This window comes from Micromonospora sp. HB375, assembly GCF_017872985.1.
In the GTDB taxonomy this organism is placed as follows: domain Bacteria; phylum Actinomycetota; class Actinomycetes; order Mycobacteriales; family Micromonosporaceae; genus Micromonospora; species Micromonospora chalcea.
This window is the reverse complement of the sequence record NZ_JAGGJO010000001.1, coordinates 3,861,167-3,878,144: the sequence shown is the minus strand read 5'-3', so window position 1 is coordinate 3,878,144 and position 16,978 is coordinate 3,861,167. Positions and strand designations below refer to the sequence as shown.

The window sequence follows — 16,978 nt, the reverse complement described above, 5'->3', positions numbered from 1 at the left end:
AATCATCCACGACCGGGAGCATAGGGCCACCACACGTCCAGGAGGTCCCCGCCGTGACGACCACACCCCAGGCGGTCCGCAGGGCATCCCCGCGCACCCGCCGGAAGACCACCCCGGCCGCACCCGACCCGTCGGCCGGCTTCATGCCGCAGCGGGAACCGGTCCGGCTGCTCGAACCCGACGGGACCCCGCTGCCGGCCCGCGACGACTACCCGGAGCCGCCGGTCGAGACGCTGCGCGAGATGTACCGGCGGATGGTCGTCGGCCGCCGCTTCGACGTGCAGGCCACGGCGCTCACCAAGCAGGGCCGCCTCGCCGTCTACCCGTCCGCGCGCGGCCAGGAGGCGTGCCAGATCGGCGGCGTGCTCGCGCTGCGCGAGGACGACTGGGTGTTCCCCACGTACCGCGAGTCGATGGCGCTGACCGCGCGCGGCCTCGACCCGGTCGAGGTGCTCACGCTGCTGCGCGGCGACTGGCACTGCGGGTACGACCCGGCCGCCACCCGCACCGCGCCGCAGTGCACCCCGCTCGCCACCCAGTGCGTGCACGCCGCCGGGCTGGCCTACGGCGAGTCGTACCAGGGTCGCGACACCGTGGCGCTGGCGTTCATCGGCGACGGCGCCACCAGCGAGGGCGACTTCCACGAGGGCATCAACTTCGCCGCCGTGTTCAAGGCGCCCGTCGTCTACCTGGTGCAGAACAACAAGTACGCGATCAGCGTGCCGCTGTCCCGGCAGACCGCCGCGCCCAGCCTCGCGTACAAGGGCGTCGGCTACGGCGTACCCAGCGAGCAGGTCGACGGCAACGACCCGGTCGCCGTGCTCGCGGTGCTGGAGCGCGCCGTCGCGCACGCCCGCGCCGGCAAGGGCCCCTACCTGGTCGAGGCGCACACCTACCGGATGGAACCGCACACCAACGCCGACGACCAGACCCGCTACCGCGACGCCGACGAGGTCGAGGCGTGGCGCGACCGCGACCCGATCGCCCGGCTCGAGGCGTACCTGCGGGCCAAGGGCGTCCTCGACGACGCCGCCGTCGCGGCGATCGCCGAGGAGGCCGAGGAGTACGCCGCGGCGCTGCGCCGCCGGATGGACGACCAGCCCACGGTGGACCCGCTGAGCCTGTTCGACCACGTGTACGCCGAACCGACGCCGCAACTGGTCGAGCAGCGCGAGATGGTCCGGGCCGAGCTGGCCGCCGACGCGGAGGGGGACGCCTGATGGCCACCATGACCATGGCGAAGGCGCTCAACGCGGCGCTCGCCGACGCGATGCTCGACGACGAGCGGGTCGTCGTCTTCGGTGAGGACGTCGGCCAGCTCGGCGGCGTCTTCCGGATCACCGACGGGCTGCAGGCCCGGTTCGGCGACAAGCGCTGCTTCGACACGCCCCTTGCTGAGGCCGGCATCGTCGGGTTCGCCGTCGGCCTGGCCATGTCCGGGCTGCGGCCGGTCGTGGAGATGCAGTTCGACGCGTTCGCCTACCCGGCGTTCGAGCAGATCGCCTCGCACGTGGCGAAGCTGCGCAACCGCACCCGCGGCGCGTTGAGCGTGCCGATCGTCATCCGCGTGCCGTACGCCGGTGGCATCGGCGGCGTGGAGCACCACTGCGACTCGTCCGAGGCGTACTACGCGCACACGCCCGGCCTGAAGGTGGTCACGCCCGCGACCGTGGACGACGCGTACTCGCTGCTGCGCGCCGCCATCGACGACCCCGACCCGGTGGTGTTCCTGGAGCCCAAGAAGCTCTACTTCACCAGCGCCGAGGCGGAGCTGCCGGCCCGTACCGCGCCGATCGGCAGCGCCGTGGTACGCCGCCCCGGCACCGACGCGACGCTTATCGCGTACGGCCCGGCGGTGCCTGTGGCGCTGGCCGCCGCCGAGGCCGCCCGCGAGGAGGGCTGGGACCTGGAGGTGGTCGACGTGCGCAGCATCGTACCGTTCGACGACGCCACGGTCACCGCCTCGGTACGCCGTACCGGCCGGTGCGTGGTGATCCAGGAGGCGCAGGGCTTCGCCGGTGTCGGCGCGGAGATCGCCGCGCGGGTGCAGGAGCGCTGCTTCCATGCCCTGCACGCGCCGGTGCTGCGGGTGTCCGGGCTGGACATCCCGTACCCGGCGCCGATGCTGGAGCACACCCACCTGCCCTCGGTCGACCGGGTGCTGGACACCGTGGCCCGCCTGCAGTGGGACGACCAGCCCGACACGAGGTGGGTGGCGGCATGACCGAACGCACCGAGCGGAGCGAGGGCCGTGAGGGCATGCCCAACCAGCGCGGCATGACCGAACGCACCGAGCGGAGCGAGGGCCGTGAGGGCATGCCCGGCCGGCACGGCATGAGCACGGCTGTGGGGACCCGCGACTTCCTCCTGCCCGACCTCGGGGAAGGGCTGAGCGAGGCGGAGATCGTCGAGTGGCGGGTCGCCGTCGGCGACGTGGTCACCGTGGACCAGAGCGTGGTCGAGGTGGAGACCGCCAAGGCCGTCGTCGACGTGCCGTGCCCGTACGCCGGACGGGTCGTGGCCCTGCACGGCGCGGCCGGTGAGGTACGCCCGGTGGGCCAGCCGCTGATCACCATCGCCCCGCTCGACGACGCCCCCGACCCGCACGCCACCTACCGCGAGGAGGAGCGGGCCGGGTCCGGAAACGTCCTGATCGGCTACGGCACCGGCCACGGCGGCTCGGGCCGGCGGCGGCGTCGGCCGCGTCTGGCGCTCGCTCCCGAGGCCGCGCCGGCGTCGGTCGACCCGGCGCGGACCGGCGGACCGGCGGCGGCGCCGCTTGTCATCTCGCCGATCGTGCGGCGGCTGGCCAAGGAGCACGGCATCGACCTGGCGTCGCTGCGCGGCACCGGGCCGGGCGGCGTGATCCGCCGGGCCGACCTGGACGCCGCCGTGGCCGCTGCTGCTCCGGCGGCCCGGCTGGCCGCGGTGCCGGACGCCCCGGCCGCCCACGTCGGGCTCGCCCCGGCCGGCGACGGTGACACGGTCATCCCGCTCACCGGCATCCGCAAGGTGATCGCCGACAAGCTCTCCCGCAGCCGCCGGGAGATCCCGGAGGTGACCATCTGGGTCGACGTGGACGCCACCGGCCTGCTGGAGACGCGCGCCGCGATCAACGCCGCCGCGCCGGAGGCGCCGGTGAGCATCCTGGCCCTGCTGGCCCGGATCTGCCTCAGCGGCCTGCGGAAGTTCCCGCAGCTCAACGCGCACGTCGACACCGAGGGGCAGCGGATCATCCAGTCCGCGGGCGTGCACCTGGGCATCGCCGCGCAGACCGACAGGGGCCTGGTCGTGCCGGTGCTGCGTGACGCGCAGCGGCTGACCACCCGGGAGCTGGCCGCCGCGCTCGCCGAGACCACCGCGGCGGCCCGGGCCGGCACGCTGCCCCCGGCACGGCTGACCGGCGGGACATTCACGCTCAACAACTACGGCGTGTTCGGCGTCGACGGCTCGACGCCGATCATCAACCACCCGGAGGCGGCGCTGCTCGGCGTCGGCCGGATCGTGGACAAGCCGTGGGTGGTGGACGGGCAGCTCGCCGTCCGCAAGGTGACCCAGATCAGCCTCACCTTCGACCACCGGGTCTGCGACGGCGGGGTGGCGGGCGGCTTCCTGCGCCACGTCGCCGACTGCGTCGAGCAGCCCGCCCTCCTGGTCGCCAACGTCTGACCGGTCAGGCTCCCGGCCCCGGCCCTCCCCACGGAGGTCCGGGGCCGCGCCGCGTCCCCGCCCCCGCTCCCCGCCCCGGGCTCCCCGTCCCCGCTCGCGATCTTGCACTTGCGGCCCTCGACGTGCCCGATTCGCACCCTTCTCCGGGGCCGCAACTGCAAGATCGCCGCGGCGGCGCGGGTGACGCGAGCGAGCGAGTCCAGCGCTGGCCGTCTTGCGGGACCCTTGTCTCGGTGGGTGGGATCGGTCGAGATCTTGGTAGCAAAGTGCCCCTATGGAGGCCGTTTCGTACCAAGATCTCGCCGGGTCGGAACCTCACGGCGCCCTCCCTTCGTCGATCATGAGGTTGACGGGGACAAAAAGGACGCCGCGCGCCGTCAACTTCATGATCGACGGACAAGGGGCGGTCAAGAGGTGAGGAGGGCGGTGGTGGGAACCGGGCGGAGGGGCGCGTGCGGCGCAAGCGGGGACGGGAATTACCTGTCCGGCACGATTCTCCGCAGCCTTTTCCGAGCAATTCCGCCGAAGGTGCCACGGCGTGATCCCGGGCCTACAGAATGTGGGCGAGAGGGTTCGGAAATGGGGGGCGAAATATGTTTGCGAGGCGCCGACTGACGCTTTTCGCGATGACTGTCGCAGCCGCGCCGCTGGCGGTCGGCGCGTGCACCGCCGGCCCGAAGTCGGTGGCGAAACAGGCCGAGGCGTCGCCGCCGTCGGTCACCGTGACACCCGCCGATCGCACGAAGAACGTGCCGATCAGCGCGGAGGTGGGCACGAAGGTCAGCAACGGCAAGGTGACAGCCGTCAAGCTGACCGACGACAAGGGCAACGCCGTACCGGCCCAGCCGCGCGAGGACGGCTCCGGCTGGGTGCCGGACCGTCCGCTGGCCAATTCCCGGACGTACACCGCGGAGGTGACCGCGACCGGCGATTCCGGCAAGACCGCCACGCAGAAGACGACGTTCACGACGATGGCCAAATCCACCAAACCGGCCGTCACCAGCGAATTGTATTTCCGGCCGAATCAGACGTACGGGACGGCGATGCCGGTGGTGCTCGGATTCGACCCGCCGATTCCGAAGGAGGCCCGCGCGGACGTGCAGCGCCGGCTGTTCGTGAAGACCGACCCGCCGCAGCCCGGCACCTGGTCGTGGGTGGCCGACGGCAAGCAGGCCGAGTACCGGGCGCCGGACCGCTGGAAGCCGGGCACGACGATCAGCGTGCGCAGCGCGTTGCAGGGGCTGCCCATCGGCAAGGAGGCGATCGGCGACTCCGACCGGGTCGCGACCGCCAAGGTCGGCCGGCAGGTGACGCTCGACATCGACAACGGGACCAAGCAGATGACCGTCTACGAGGACGGCAAGGTGCTCAAGAAGATCCCGGTCAGTCTCGGCAAGGAGAGCACGCCGACGTCCAGCGGCACCATGGTGATCATGGAGAAGCACGAGCACACCACGTTCGACACCCGGGGTGAGCCCAACGGCGGCTACGTGGTCGACGTGGACGACGCCCAGCGGCTGACCTGGGGCGGCGAGTTCATCCACTCCGCGCCGTGGTCGGAGGGGGAGCAGGGCTACACCAACACCTCGCACGGCTGCACGAACGTGTCGGCCACGGCCGCGGACTGGCTCATGGGCGTCACGCAGGTCGGTGACCTGGTGACAGTGCGGGGCACCGAGGTGAAGCTCGACCAGGGCAACGGCTTCACCGCCTGGAACGTCAGCTGGGACGAGTTCGCCAAGGGCAGCGCGCTGCCCGTACCGGCGGGGCTGAAGCCCACGCAGAGCGCCACGCCGCACCCGGGCGCGGTGGCCGGCGGGTCGGCGCCGGCGCCGGCGCCGTCGCGGAGCAACAGCGGCGGCTGAACCTGGGGAGGAACGGCCCCGGGGCCGGCCCGCGTCGCGCGGGCCGGCCCCGTGCCGTGCTCAGTCCAGGTCGACGCGGGCCACCCCGGCCGCGGTCAGGCTGCCCAGCCAGAGCCGGCGGCCGTGCTGCCGCACGCCGGTGACCATCGGGTACGCCCCGCTCGGGCCGTGCAGCGTCCGCAGCACCCGCCCCGCGCCGTCGACCAGCGCGACCAGCCCGTAACGGCGCGGCCGGGGCTGCACCGCGCCGGGCAGCAGCGCGACGATCTGGCGTACGCGCGGATGCGGCAGCAGCCGTTCCATCGCCGCCAGCCGGGGGCTGGGCAACGCGACCCAGTACGTCCCGTCACCCACCGCGGAGATGTTGTCCGGGTACGCCGGGAGGTCGGTCAGCACCGTGGCCCGCCCGCCCGGCAGGTCGATCCGGAGCAGCCGGTGGGTGGCGGTCTCGGCGAGCATCAGCGCCGACTCGTCCGGGGTGAGCGCCAGCCCGTTGGGGAAGTAGAGCCCGTCGGCCACCACGTCGGTGCGCCCGGTGCGCCTGTCGTAGGCCAGCACCCGCCCGTTGGGCTGGTGCTCCAGCAGGTCCCGCTTCCAGTGCGACAGCGGGAAGCGGTCGGAGGAGTCGGTGAAGTAGACGGTGCCGTCGCTCGCGACCGCCGCGTTGTCGGCCAGGTGCACCGGCGGGGCGGTCCCGGTCAGCTCGTGCACCGCGCCGGCGGGGTCGACCCGCAGCAGTCCCCGGTACGCGTCGCAGACGAGCAGCCCGCCGTCGACCGGGTCCCGTTCGATGCCCAGCGGCCGTCCGCCGGTCTCGGCCAGCAGCGTGGGCCGGGTGCCGGCCGGCGCGTCGGCGGGCCACCACCAGAGCCGGCCGTCCTCGTCGCCGCTGACCACCCGGCCGTCGGCGTCGACCACCACGTCCTCCGGCCCGTGCCCGCCGGCCGGCAACGGCAGCAGGTCGGCCCGGTCGAGCCGGGTGTCGGCGGGCGCCCAGGGCCCGGTCAGCGGCGGCGGCACGGTCGCCGGCTCGCGGACCGGCCGGATCAGCAGGGGCGCACGCGGGCGGGGGACGGCCATCGGCTCATTGTGGCCCGGCGGCGTCGCGAAGGGCAGTGCCCGACGGCGTTTCGCGCCCGTGGCGCGGCGGCTGCGGGATGACCCTGAGACGGCTCGGGGTCGGTTCCCGGACAGTACCCGGAACCCCCGCCGCGAGGCCCGGAAATGTCGGTGGGGCCGGGTAGGTTTGGCCGCATGGTACACAGCGTTGAGCGCTTCCACGTGGCGATGGACGTGCACGATCACGTGGTCGAGCTGCGTCCGGTCGGCGAGATCGACATCGCCACCGTGACGGCGTTCCGGGCCGCGCTCTGGGCCGCGCCGGCGCGGCCGGTGCTGCGGGTCGACCTGTCGGGTGTGCGGCTGCTGTCCGCCGCCGGGGTCCGCGCGCTCGTCGCCACCCACCTGCGGGTCCGGGCCCGCGGTGGCGAGCTGGTGCTCGTCGACCCGGACCCGGTGGTGGCCCGGGTGCTGCGGGTGACCGGCCTGCACCGGGTGCTCCCGGTGCGCTGCTCCGACCGCTCGCAGGACGTGCCGAGTCGTGCCCACGACCGGTCCGGCCGCACCCACGAGATGGTGGCGTGCGCGGCCTGAACGGGAGCGGGCCGCCGGGCACACGTCGGGCCGCCGGCGCGAGTGCCGACGGCCCGACGTGAACGGCGCTGCGCTCAGCGCACGCCGAGCAGGTCCACCACGAAGACGAGCGTCTCGTTCGGCTTGATGACGCCGCCGGCGCCGCGGGCGCCGTAGCCCAGGTGCGGCGGGATGGTGAGCTTGCGCCGGCCGCCGACCTTCATGCCGACGACGCCCTGGTCCCAGCCGGCGATGACCTGGCCGCCGCCGAGCGGGAACTCGAACGTCTCACCCCGGTTCCACGAGGCGTCGAACTCGCGGCCGTTCGAGTGGGCCACGCCCACGTAGTGCACGCTCACCAGTTGGCCCGGGCGGGCCTCCGGGCCGTCGCCGACGGTGATGTCCTCGACGACCAGATCCGCGGGCGGCGCGCCCTCGATCGGGCCGACCTGGGGCTTGTCCATGAACGGTCTCCTCGGTGCTGACGGTGTGGTCACCGTCGATCCTGCCGGATCGCGACCGGCCGATACGCGCCGGTCCCCGCACACCGGCGTGGCGGGGACACGAGAAGGGGGCGGGCGCCGCCTGTCGGCGACGTCCGCCCCGCAGCGGGCTGGTTCACTTCAGCCAGGGGAGACGCTGGACCAGGGGGAGCTTCGCCCAGATCCGGCCGAGGCCGAGGGTGTTGCCGGCGCCCACCAGGGCGAGACCGGCCAACAGGCCCGCGTAGATGAGGTGGTCGTCCATGAAGGGGTTGTTCGCCGGGGGCAGCACGGCCGTCCACATCAGGACCAGGAGCAGTCCGCCGGCCACGGCGGCGATCCGGATGCCGATGCCGAGCATCAGCGCGACACCGATGCCGAGCAGGCCGAGCATGAACAGCGTGTCCGCCCAGGCCGCGCCGGCGATGTTCCGGTAGAGGTCCGCGAACGGGCCCTCGACCGCGTTGCCCAGGAAGCCCTTGGTCGGGCTGCCGCCGTTGATCCAGGCGTTCTTCGCCGCAGTCTCGTGGCCGAGGCCGAACATCTTGTCGAGGAAGGCCCAGAGGAAGATCCAGCCCAGCGCGAGCCGCAGGCCGGCCCACACGTACCGGGTGGCCTTCTGCCGGGTGGTCTCGATGTGCGCCGCCGGAGCGGTGGTGGCGGCGGGGGTCCGCTTGACGGCGGGGGTCCGCTCGATTGTCGCGGTCATGGTCTCCACGTCCCTTCCTGTGCCTCGCACCGCGCTTCCCGGTGGCACATTCATTCCACCGCCGCGCCGCCTCCCGGAGCAGGGCCGACCGGTGCCCTGATGACCGGGTCATTGGTCCCGTCCGTACCCGGTCCGGTCGGCCCCTCCCCGCCGGTCCGCCGCCCCTGACCAGGGCGTTTGCGGCGGCCTATCGTCGCAGGTGAAGGCCCGGCACGAGGAGGTCGTGATGAGGACGTGGCAGGTGGCCGACGTGATGACCAGGGACGTCGCGGCGGTGACGGAGCAGACCCCGTACCGCGAGATCGTCGACGTGCTGGTGCGTAAGCGGATCAGCGGCGTGCCGGTGGTCGACTCGTTCCACCGGGTGCTCGGCGTGATCTCCGAGGCGGACCTGCTGCACAAGGTGGAGCGGGCCGGTCACCCGGACGAGCGCCGGGTGTTCGAGGGGCGGCGGCGCCGTACCGCCCGGGAGAAGGCCGACGCGCTGGTGGCCGGGGAACTGATGACCGCACCGGCGGTCACCACCCACGAGCGCGCCTCGCTGGCCGCGACGGCCCGGCTGATGGACCGCGAGGCGGTCAAGCGGGTGCCGGTGCTGGACGACCTGGGCCGGCTGTCCGGCATCGTCACCCGTGGTGACCTGCTCCGGGTGCACCTGCGTACCGACGCGGAGATCCGCGAGGAGGTGGTGCACGAGGTGCTGCGCCGGGTGCTGTCGGTCCGCGACGGCCTGGTCACGGTGCAGGTCCGCGGCGGCGAGGTCACCATGGACGGTCGGCTGGACCGGCGCAGCGCCGTCGAGCTCGCCGGCCGCCTGGCCGGACAGGTCGCGGGCGTGGTCGCCGTGCACAACGCGATCGGGTACGACCTGGACGACACCACGCTGATGGAGCTGGACCCGGTGCACGCCACTCCGGTCGCCTGAGCGTGCCGGCGCGGTCAGGCGGTGGTGCTCGCGAGCTGGGCGGCGAGCAGCGCCGGGGCCTCGGCCAGCGACGGGCCGTACCAGGTGAGGTGCCGGCCGGACACCAGCGCCGCCGGCACCCCCGGGAACGCCTCCGGCCCGTCGTCGGCGGTGAACCGGTACGGCTCGTCGGGCAGCACCACCAGCTCCGGTGACCGGGCGCGCAGCTCGTCGAGAGCGGGCCGGGGATAGCGTTCCGCGTCCCCGGCCCAGCCGTTGAGCACGCCGAGCCGGGCCAGCACGTCCCCGGCGAACGTGTCCCGGCCGAGCACCACCCACGGGCGCCGCCACACCGGCACCACAGCGGTGCGGACGCGCGCCGGCGTGCCCAGGGCCGCCCAGGCGCGACGGGCCGCCGTCAGCCACGGCGGCTCGGCCGGCGCGCCGAGCGCGACCACCAGCTCGCCGAGCTGGTCGAGCGCCTCCGGCACGGTACGCGGGAACGTGACCCGCACCGGCGCCCCGGCCGCGCGCAACGCCTCGGCGTCGGCCAGCCGGTTCTCCTCCTCGTTGAGCAGCACCAGATCCGGCTTGAGGGCGAGCACCCGGTCCAGGTCCGGATACTTCGTCCCGCCGACCCGGGCGACGTCCAGCCCGGCCGGATGGGTGCACCAGTCGGTCGCCCCGACCAGCACCTCCGGGCGGGTGGCCGCCACCGCCTCGGTCAGCGACGGCACCAGCGACACCACCCGCACGGCGTGTTCTCCCCTCGTACTGCGGATCAGCGGGCCGGCGCGGTCGCGGCGTCGGCCGTCTCCGGCGGCAGGCCCGCCACCGGCAGGCCCTTGCGGGCCGCCCAGTCGACGGCGGCGCGTAGGTCCGCGGTGGGCAGCGGCCGCCGGGTGCTCACCCCGACCGCCGCGTGCATCGTGTAAACCAGGAACGGGTACGACTTGGCGAGCGCGGCGATCGCGTCGTGCAGGCGGCGCACCACCTCGAGCGCGGCCGGCTCGTCCAGCCCGGGCAGCAGGAGCTGGTACTCGTTCTCGGCGACCCGCAGCGCGCGGTCGACCGGGCGCAGCGCGCCGGTGACGGCGGCGAGCACGGCATGGCCCTCCCGGGCGCCGTTGCGCCGGCCGAACCGTTCCGGCGAGCCGGGCGGCTCGTCCACCCGCAGGCCGACCAGCGCCACCGGCAGCGTGCCCGAGGCGGTCACCCCGTCCATGCCGGCCCACCGGCGCAGGCCCGGCTCGTCGAGGAACGCCTCGGCCGGCTGGACCGGCGGCGTGACCCGGTCGGCGCGGCGGGCCAGCAGCCGCAGCGCCGCCTCGGCGCGCGGCTCGCCCGGTCCGGCCGGGATGTCGCGCACCCGGGCGATTGCCTCGTCCAGCGCCGTGCGCGCCTCGGCGGGCAGCCGCTCGGCGAGTTGTTCGCGCAGCCGGATGGCCTCGTGCAGCGCCTCGTCCCGGCGGAATCCCCAGCGGCCGTCGAAGAGCCGGCCGGCTTCCAGCGTCGGCGCGGGCGTCGCCTCGGCGCGGTCGTGGGCCACGAGGGTGGCGCCGAACCGGGGGCTCAGCACCACCACGCTCCACTCGCGGGCCAGCTCCTCCGCCTCGTCGAGCGTCACGCCGTACGTGCGCTCGGGCAGGTCGGGCGGCGGGCCGCCGACCATCGCCACCACCGTCGCCGCGGCGCGGCCGGCGATGCGCCGGTAGACCTCGCGCTCCCGGTCGAAGTACGGCAGCCGCTGGAACAGGGCGAACACGATCAGCGGGCCGTCCTCGGCCTCGGCGAGCGCGGCCCGCTCGATGGCGTGGGAGAGGGCGACGAGACTGCGTTTGGTGAACTGCTCCGGGGTCCGTCCGCTGTGCACGGGCAGAGCCTAGAGGCACGGACGCGGCTGCGCACCGGTCGGCGGGCCCCGGCGTGCTCCACCGCACCGCCGGGGCGGACGCCCGACGCCCTACACTCGGGCGTCGACCGGACGACGGGGGGGCGGGGCGAGATGACGAACACCGGCAGCGTGACCGCCTCCTGGCTGCGGCCGGTCCCGTCCGGCGCGACGCCGTGCCTGACCCGCCACGGGCACGTCGGGTACGCCGGCCGGCGGCTCGGCGAGCTGGTGCAGGGCCGTCCGCCGGGGGTCACCGGCAACCAGTGGAGCACGGCCGGACGGGCGCCGCTGGACCTGGTGGTCGGCGCCGCCGACACCGGCCTGCCGCGCTTCGCGGTGCGGTTCACCGCGCCCGCGTCCGACGGGTCGCCCGCCCGCCGGGAGGAACGGCTGACCGACGCGGTGTCCGCCGCCGTCGGCCTGCCGCTGCTGCGGGTCGAGTCACCGACGCTGCGCGGCGCCGATCACGTCCGCCGCTTCGTCGAGTACGTCCTGGACGCGCGGGCCTACGCCGAGGGCACCGACCCGGACGCCGGGGACGCGGTCGGCTTCCGGGACATCATCGGCCGGCTCCCGGACGGCCGGCGTGGACCGGTGAACGACCTCGGGGCGCTCGCGCGGGTCGAGGCGGTCGAGGCGTACGTGGCCGGCCGGATCGCCGACCCGATCGTGCGCGGGCTGCACGTGCGCTGGACCGGCGGCCCGGCGGAGGGCTGGTGCTGGGTCGAGGTGCGGCCCGGCGGCTGCCTGCTGGAGCGGGTACGGCTGACGTCGCGGGGATTCTCCTGCGGCGTGGACCCGGGCCGGCTCGCCGAGGACCTGGCCGCGATGGCGCTGGGGGAGCGACTGCGCGATCTCGACGCCGCCGGGGCGTCTCTGGTGGACCGGGAGGAGCTTCGCGGTCGGGTGCGCGCGCTCGCGGCCCGGCGGGACTCCTTCGACGGCGGCTTCGCCTTCGACCACCTCTGCGCGGACTGAACCCTTCCTGGCCGCGGCGCCGAGCCGACCCCGGCCCGGCACGTCCCGATTTTTTTTCGATCTCCGGTTGAACCTTCGCCGACGGCGCTCCGTACCTCATCGGGAATGGACGCAGACTTCCCCGCCGCGCCCGGACGGCGCGGAGACGATGCGGAAAGGGCATCGTCGGCCATCGACGCGCGACCCGAGCGTCGCAGTGATCTCACACCCCGAATTCATCGGTCCGCCGGGATCACCAGTCAACTACCGGATCGAGAAGGAGAGCAATTCGATGCGCAGGTCCACACGGGCGCGCCGGTCATCCGGTAACGCGCGGAGCAAGCGGGTGCTGGCAGTGGTCGGCACGCTCGCGGTCTTCGGCGGCATCGTGGCCGTCACCCAGATCTCGTCCGCCCAGGACCGGCGGACGACCACGCGCGCCGCCTCGGCGTCCTGTGTGCCCGCCAGCCCGGGGGCGACCGCCCCGGACGGCCAGGGCAGCAGCACCCGTACCTGGCAGAACGGCCGCTGGGTCCGTAACCACTGGGGCGACGGCCAGATGTCGCCGGCCGAGTGCCAGCAGACGACCGCGGGTGGCGCCGGCGCCGGCACTCCGACCGTGACCTGCCCGGACGTCCGGGGTCGGCTGCCGCAGGTGCCCGGCCGGGCCCGTGCCGAGGTGGATCGCGAGCTGGCGGCGCTGACGTCCCAGATCGCTGAGGCGAACCGGCGGCTCGCGGCGGAGGGCCGCAACGGCGGCGAGTTCATCAACAACGCGATCCTGGGTCCGCTCGCGGACAAGCGGACCGCGGCGCTCAACCGGATCGCCACCGCCATCGGCCGGTTCGGCCAGCGCCCGCAGGGGCTGGACCAGTTCGCCCGGTGCGCGTTGACCGACGTCCCGGGCAACGGCGGGGGTCAGAACGGCGGCAACAACAACGGCGGTCAGAACGGGGGTCAGAACGGCGGGAACAACGGCGGCGGGAACAACAACGGCGGCGGGAACAACAACGGCGGCGGGAACAACAACGGCGGCGGGAACAACAACGGCGGCGGGAACAACAACGGCGGCGGCCAGAACAACGGTGGCGGCAACGGGCTGAACGTGCTCGCCAAGGACTGCTCCGGCAGCCAGCTGCAGGGGCACGACGGCTTCCAGAACGGCAACCGGTGCGTCAGCACCGCGTTCGGTGAGGTGGGCGCCGCGGCGAACAATCCGTCGCTGCTGATCACGCAGTTCCCGAACCAGGTGCGGCGCAACCAGCCGTTCACGCTCCGGGTGACCACCAAGAACCTGGTGCGGGACCGCTTCCTCGCGGCCGGGCAGGGCGGCTACTACCTGGAGAGCTCGCTGCTCAACGGTCAGGGCCTGGTGCGCGGCCACTTCCACACCGCCTGCCGGATGCTCGGCAGCACCCGGCAGCCCCCGAACCCGCAGGACGTGCCGGCGTTCTTCGTCGCCACCGAGGACGGCCGCGGCGGCAACCAGCCGGACGACGTGCTGATCCAGATCCCGGGCCTGGCGCAGTCGGGCGTGGCGCAGTGTGCGGTCTGGGCCGGTGACGGCTCGCACCGCATCCCGATGATGGAGCGGGCGAACCAGACTCCCGCCATCGACGTGGTGCGCATCCGGGTCAACTGAGGACACGCGACGGCCGCGGCCGCCCGGGAACCGTCCGGGTGGCCGCGGCCGTGTCGTGTCCGCGTGGTGGGTACGCGAGGCGGGTCCGGCAGGGGAGCGTGGGAATCGTTCCGGGAAGAAGTTTCGTGCCGTCGGACTCCAGCCCGATGAAAGTCACCGACAACACAAAAGGCCGGCCGGGCGCTGCGATTTCTCAGCGTGACCCTGGGATACCCGACGGTGAGTGTTTAGCGCTCAGCGGTTCTTGTACGCCTCGACGACCGACACCGGGATGCGCCCGCGCTCGGAAATCTCGTACCCGTTCTTGGCTGCCCATTCGCGGATGGCGCGGTTCTGCTCGCGGTCCATTCCCGAGGTGCTCGGCCGGCCCGCGCGCCGGGTGGCGCGGGCGACCTCGGTGGCGCCGCGGCCGATCCGCCTGCCAGCGCTGATGTACGGGTCCAGCGCCTTGCGCAGAACGCCCGCGTTCTCGTCGGACACGTCGATCGTGTACGCCACGCCGTCCAGGCTGAACTCGACGGTCCGATCGGCCTTTCCGCCGTCGAGGTCGTCGGTCAGAACGGTGATTACTTTCCTTGCCATCGCCATTACTCCCTGTGTCGGGCGGGGTGTGCTAAGAGTCTGACTTACCTCACGGTAATTTCGCAACAATACCCGCCTCTTTGCATTCGGCGGGTCGTGCCAGGTAAGCGTCGCGGCCAATAGAGGACCGGTGCGCGAACAGGCGTCGGGAAGGCCGGACAGTGGCGTGGGTCACAACCCGGAACAAGGGACACCTTTTGTTACTTGAGCCAGACACGCTCAACCAACGTGATGGCAGGTGTCCGATGGCAACTCTTCCGGTACTTCCCCTGACCGACACCGTCCTGCTGCCCGGGATGGTCATCCCGGTCACCCTCGACCCGACCACCCAGGCCGCCGTCGACGCGGCCCGCGCCACCGGCGACAAGGAACTCCTGGCCGTGCCCCGCCTTGACGGCGAGTACGGCTCCGTCGGCGTGGTCGCCACGATCGAGAAGGTGGGCCGGCTGCCCACCGGCGAGCCGGCCGCCGTGATCCGCGGTCTCGTCCGGGCCCGTATCGGCTCCGGCGTGCCCGGTCCCGGCGCCGCGCTCTGGGTCGAGGCCGCGACGCTCGACGAGCCCGCCCCGGCGGGCCGCGCCCGGGAACTCGCCCGCGAGTACCGCGCGCTCATGACCTCGGTGCTCCAGCAGCGCGGCGCCTGGCAGGTGATCGACGCGATGGAGCGGATGACGGACCTGTCCGAGCTGGCCGACTCGGCCGGCTACGCGCCCTGGCTCAGCCTGGCGCAGAAGACCGAGCTGCTCGCCGCGCCGGACGTCACCGCCCGGCTGGAGCTGCTGGTCGGCTGGGTGAAGGAGCACCTGGCCGAGCAGGAGGTCACCGAGCAGATCAACAGCGACGTGCGCGAAGGGCTGGAGAAGTCCCAGCGCGAGTTCCTGCTCCGCCAGCAGCTCGCCGCGATCCGCAAGGAACTCGGCGAGGACGAGCCCGACGGCTCCGCCGACTACCGCTCCCGGGTGGAGTCCGCCGACCTGCCGGAGAAGGTACGCGAGGCGGCGCTGCGCGAGGTCGGCAAGCTGGAACGGGCCAGTGACGCCTCACCCGAGGCGGGCTGGATCCGTACCTGGCTGGACACCGTGCTGGAGATGCCGTGGAGCACGCGTACCGCTGACAACACGGACCTGGCCGCGGCGCGGGCCGTGCTCGACGCCGACCACGCCGGCCTGGCCGACGTGAAGGACCGCATCCTGGAGTACCTCGCGGTGCGCAACCGGCGCGCGGAGCGCAACCTCGGCGTGGTCGGCGGACGCGGCTCCGGCGCGGTGCTGGCCCTGGCCGGCCCGCCCGGTGTCGGCAAGACCAGCCTCGGCGAGTCGGTCGCCCGGGCGCTGGGCCGCAACTTCGTCCGCGTCTCCCTCGGCGGTGTCCGGGACGAGGCGGAGATCCGCGGCCACCGGCGCACCTACGTCGGCGCGCTGCCCGGCCGGATCGTGCGGGCGCTGCGCGAGGCCGGCTCGATGAACCCGGTCGTGCTGCTCGACGAGGTCGACAAGCTGGCCGCCGGCTACTCCGGCGACCCGGCGGCGGCTCTGCTGGAGGTGCTCGACCCGGCGCAGAACCACACGTTCCGCGACCACTACCTGGAGGTCGACCTCGACCTGTCCGACGTGCTGTTCCTCGCCACCGCCAACGTGGTGGAGGCGATCCCCGGCCCGCTGCTGGACCGGATGGAGCTGGTCGCGCTGGACGGCTACACCGAGGACGAGAAGGTGGCCATCGCCCGCGACCACCTGCTGCCCCGGCAGCGGGAGCGGGCCGGGCTGACCGGCGAGGAGGTGAGCGTCGCCGACGACGCGCTGGCGCTGATCGCGGGCGAGTACACCCGGGAGGCCGGTGTCCGGCAGCTCGAACGGGCCCTGGCGAAGATCCTGCGCAAGGTCGCCGTCGCGCTCGCCACGGACGCCGCGCCGGTACACGTGGACGCCGGGAACCTGGCCCGCTACCTGGGCCGGCCGAAGTTCACCCCGGAGTCGGCCGAGCGGACCGCCGTGCCCGGCGTGGCGACCGGCCTGGCCGTCACCGGCGCCGGTGGCGACGTGCTGTTCATCGAGGCCACCACCATGGAGGGCGAGCCCGGGCTGACGCTCACCGGGCAGCTCGGCGACGTGATGAAGGAGTCCGCGCACATCGCGTGGTCGTACCTGCGGTCGAACGGGCGGCGCTACGGGCTGGACCCGAACGCGCTGGCCGGGCGGCGGATCCACCTGCACGTCCCGGCGGGCGCGGTACCGAAGGACGGCCCGAGCGCCGGCATCACCATGGTGACCGCGCTGGCCTCACTGGTGACCGGGCGTCCGGTGCGGCCCGAGTTCGGGATGACCGGCGAGGTGACGCTCTCCGGCCGGGTGCTGCCGATCGGCGGGGTGAAGCAGAAGCTGCTCGCCGCGCACCGGGCCGGTCTCACCGAGGTGATCATCCCGAAGCGCAACGAGCCGGACCTGGACGACCTGCCGGCGCAGGTGCGGGAGGCGCTGACCGTGCACACGCTGTCCGACGTGGCGGACGTGCTCGCGCTGGCGCTGCGCCCGGCCGAGATCGACACGCAGGCGCTGGACGGCCCGGCGCTCGCCGCGGCCTGACGGCCGTCGCCCCGGCCACCGTACGCACGGTGGCCGGGGCGACGCCGTGTCCGCCCGCGC

The 16,978-nt window shown here is 73.7% G+C and carries 15 protein-coding genes; 9 read left to right on the top strand and 6 right to left on the bottom strand.

The genetic code is table 11. The annotated features are described in order from the left end of the window. Positions 1-20: 20 nt before the first annotated feature. The 4 genes from pdhA to J3R08_RS17800 all read left to right on the top strand — a co-directional run bounded on the left by pdhA (position 21) and on the right by J3R08_RS17800 (position 5,534). A complete protein-coding gene (gene pdhA, locus J3R08_RS17815) occupies positions 21-1,220 on the top strand; it encodes a pyruvate dehydrogenase (acetyl-transferring) E1 component subunit alpha (RefSeq protein ID WP_043330070.1) in 1,200 nt (399 codons plus the stop codon). After that, positions 1,220-2,224: an alpha-ketoacid dehydrogenase subunit beta gene (locus J3R08_RS17810; protein ID WP_069088570.1), complete on the top strand. Its 1,005-nt coding sequence runs from the start codon at positions 1,220-1,222 to the stop codon at positions 2,222-2,224. Before pdhA ends, J3R08_RS17810 begins: the two co-directional genes overlap by 1 nt. A 110-nt stretch (positions 2,225-2,334) precedes the next feature. Beyond that, a complete protein-coding gene (locus J3R08_RS17805; RefSeq protein WP_043330072.1) occupies positions 2,335-3,669 on the top strand; it encodes a dihydrolipoamide acetyltransferase family protein in 1,335 nt (444 codons plus the stop codon). Positions 3,670-4,262: 593 nt separating this feature from the next. Continuing rightward, the gene (locus J3R08_RS17800; RefSeq protein WP_064445788.1) at positions 4,263-5,534 is read left to right on the top strand and encodes an Ig-like domain-containing protein; all 1,272 of its coding nucleotides are present in this window, start codon (positions 4,263-4,265) and stop codon (positions 5,532-5,534) included. A gap of 60 nt (positions 5,535-5,594) precedes the next feature. On the opposite strand, the gene J3R08_RS17795 is transcribed toward J3R08_RS17800, so the two are convergent. Next, complete coding sequence (locus tag J3R08_RS17795) at positions 5,595-6,614, bottom strand: SMP-30/gluconolactonase/LRE family protein (RefSeq protein ID WP_209962098.1); 1,020 nt, start codon at positions 6,612-6,614, stop codon at positions 5,595-5,597. A 174-nt stretch (positions 6,615-6,788) separates the two neighbouring features. Between J3R08_RS17795 and J3R08_RS17790 the strand changes: the two genes are divergently transcribed. Continuing rightward, positions 6,789-7,187, top strand: coding sequence for an STAS domain-containing protein (locus J3R08_RS17790; protein WP_083297017.1), 399 nt, complete (start codon positions 6,789-6,791; stop codon positions 7,185-7,187). A 74-nt stretch (positions 7,188-7,261) separates the two neighbouring features. On the opposite strand, the gene J3R08_RS17785 is transcribed toward J3R08_RS17790, so the two are convergent. Together J3R08_RS17785 and J3R08_RS17780 are read right to left on the bottom strand one after the other, a co-directional pair. Beyond that, positions 7,262-7,630, bottom strand: a complete 369-nt coding sequence (locus J3R08_RS17785) for an FKBP-type peptidyl-prolyl cis-trans isomerase (protein ID WP_030499930.1) — start codon at positions 7,628-7,630, stop codon at positions 7,262-7,264. A 154-nt stretch (positions 7,631-7,784) separates the two neighbouring features. Next, positions 7,785-8,366 carry a hypothetical protein gene (locus J3R08_RS17780; protein WP_369799256.1) on the bottom strand — a complete coding sequence of 194 codons (582 nt, stop codon included), beginning with the start codon at positions 8,364-8,366 and terminating at the stop codon, positions 7,785-7,787. Positions 8,367-8,583: 217 nt separating this feature from the next. Here J3R08_RS17780 and J3R08_RS17775 point away from each other — a divergent pair, with 217 nt between their 5' ends. After that, the gene (locus tag J3R08_RS17775; protein WP_209962097.1) at positions 8,584-9,282 is read left to right on the top strand and encodes a CBS domain-containing protein; all 699 of its coding nucleotides are present in this window, start codon (positions 8,584-8,586) and stop codon (positions 9,280-9,282) included. Between the two features lie 14 nt (positions 9,283-9,296). Here J3R08_RS17775 and J3R08_RS17770 read toward each other — a convergent pair whose 3' ends face one another. Together J3R08_RS17770 and J3R08_RS17765 are read right to left on the bottom strand one after the other, a co-directional pair. Further along, entirely contained in the window at positions 9,297-10,016 is a 720-nt protein-coding gene (locus tag J3R08_RS17770) for a helical backbone metal receptor (protein WP_209962095.1), read from the bottom strand. A 26-nt stretch (positions 10,017-10,042) separates the two neighbouring features. Next, entirely contained in the window at positions 10,043-11,134 is a 1,092-nt protein-coding gene (locus J3R08_RS17765; protein WP_043323680.1) for a DICT sensory domain-containing protein, read from the bottom strand. Positions 11,135-11,266: 132 nt separating this feature from the next. Here J3R08_RS17765 and J3R08_RS17760 point away from each other — a divergent pair, with 132 nt between their 5' ends. Both J3R08_RS17760 and J3R08_RS17755 read left to right on the top strand, forming a co-directional pair. Further along, on the top strand, positions 11,267-12,133 hold the full coding sequence (locus J3R08_RS17760; protein WP_043323681.1) for a hypothetical protein: 867 nt from the start codon (positions 11,267-11,269) through the stop codon (positions 12,131-12,133). A gap of 271 nt (positions 12,134-12,404) precedes the next feature. Further along, entirely contained in the window at positions 12,405-13,754 is a 1,350-nt protein-coding gene (locus J3R08_RS17755) for a hypothetical protein (protein WP_209962093.1), read from the top strand. A 234-nt stretch (positions 13,755-13,988) separates the two neighbouring features. Here the strand turns inward: J3R08_RS17755 and J3R08_RS17750 are convergent, their stop codons facing one another. Beyond that, positions 13,989-14,336 carry an Lsr2 family protein gene (locus J3R08_RS17750; protein WP_043330078.1) on the bottom strand — a complete coding sequence of 116 codons (348 nt, stop codon included), beginning with the start codon at positions 14,334-14,336 and terminating at the stop codon, positions 13,989-13,991. A gap of 245 nt (positions 14,337-14,581) precedes the next feature. Between J3R08_RS17750 and lon the strand changes: the two genes are divergently transcribed. Continuing rightward, positions 14,582-16,918 carry an endopeptidase La gene (lon, locus tag J3R08_RS17745; protein WP_209962092.1) on the top strand — a complete coding sequence of 779 codons (2,337 nt, stop codon included), beginning with the start codon at positions 14,582-14,584 and terminating at the stop codon, positions 16,916-16,918. Positions 16,919-16,978 lie beyond the last annotated feature (60 nt).

What these genes read in the sequence shown, in the direction of transcription:
- J3R08_RS17810 (WP_069088570.1), top strand. Translation starts at nt 1,220, where the DNA reads ATGGCCACCATGACCATGGCGAAGGCGCTCAACGCGGCGCTCGCCGAC.
- J3R08_RS17805 (WP_043330072.1), top strand. Translation starts at nt 2,335, where the DNA reads ATGAGCACGGCTGTGGGGACCCGCGACTTCCTCCTGCCCGACCTCGGG.
- J3R08_RS17800 (WP_064445788.1), top strand. Translation starts at nt 4,263, where the DNA reads ATGTTTGCGAGGCGCCGACTGACGCTTTTCGCGATGACTGTCGCAGCC.
- J3R08_RS17795 (WP_209962098.1), bottom strand. Translation starts at nt 6,614, where the DNA reads ATGGCCGTCCCCCGCCCGCGTGCGCCCCTGCTGATCCGGCCGGTCCGC.
- J3R08_RS17790 (WP_083297017.1), top strand. Translation starts at nt 6,789, where the DNA reads ATGGTACACAGCGTTGAGCGCTTCCACGTGGCGATGGACGTGCACGAT.
- J3R08_RS17785 (WP_030499930.1), bottom strand. Translation starts at nt 7,630, where the DNA reads ATGGACAAGCCCCAGGTCGGCCCGATCGAGGGCGCGCCGCCCGCGGAT.
- J3R08_RS17775 (WP_209962097.1), top strand. Translation starts at nt 8,584, where the DNA reads ATGAGGACGTGGCAGGTGGCCGACGTGATGACCAGGGACGTCGCGGCG.
- J3R08_RS17760 (WP_043323681.1), top strand. Translation starts at nt 11,267, where the DNA reads ATGACGAACACCGGCAGCGTGACCGCCTCCTGGCTGCGGCCGGTCCCG.
- J3R08_RS17755 (WP_209962093.1), top strand. Translation starts at nt 12,405, where the DNA reads ATGCGCAGGTCCACACGGGCGCGCCGGTCATCCGGTAACGCGCGGAGC.
- J3R08_RS17750 (WP_043330078.1), bottom strand. Translation starts at nt 14,336, where the DNA reads ATGGCAAGGAAAGTAATCACCGTTCTGACCGACGACCTCGACGGCGGA.
- lon (WP_209962092.1), top strand. Translation starts at nt 14,582, where the DNA reads ATGGCAACTCTTCCGGTACTTCCCCTGACCGACACCGTCCTGCTGCCC.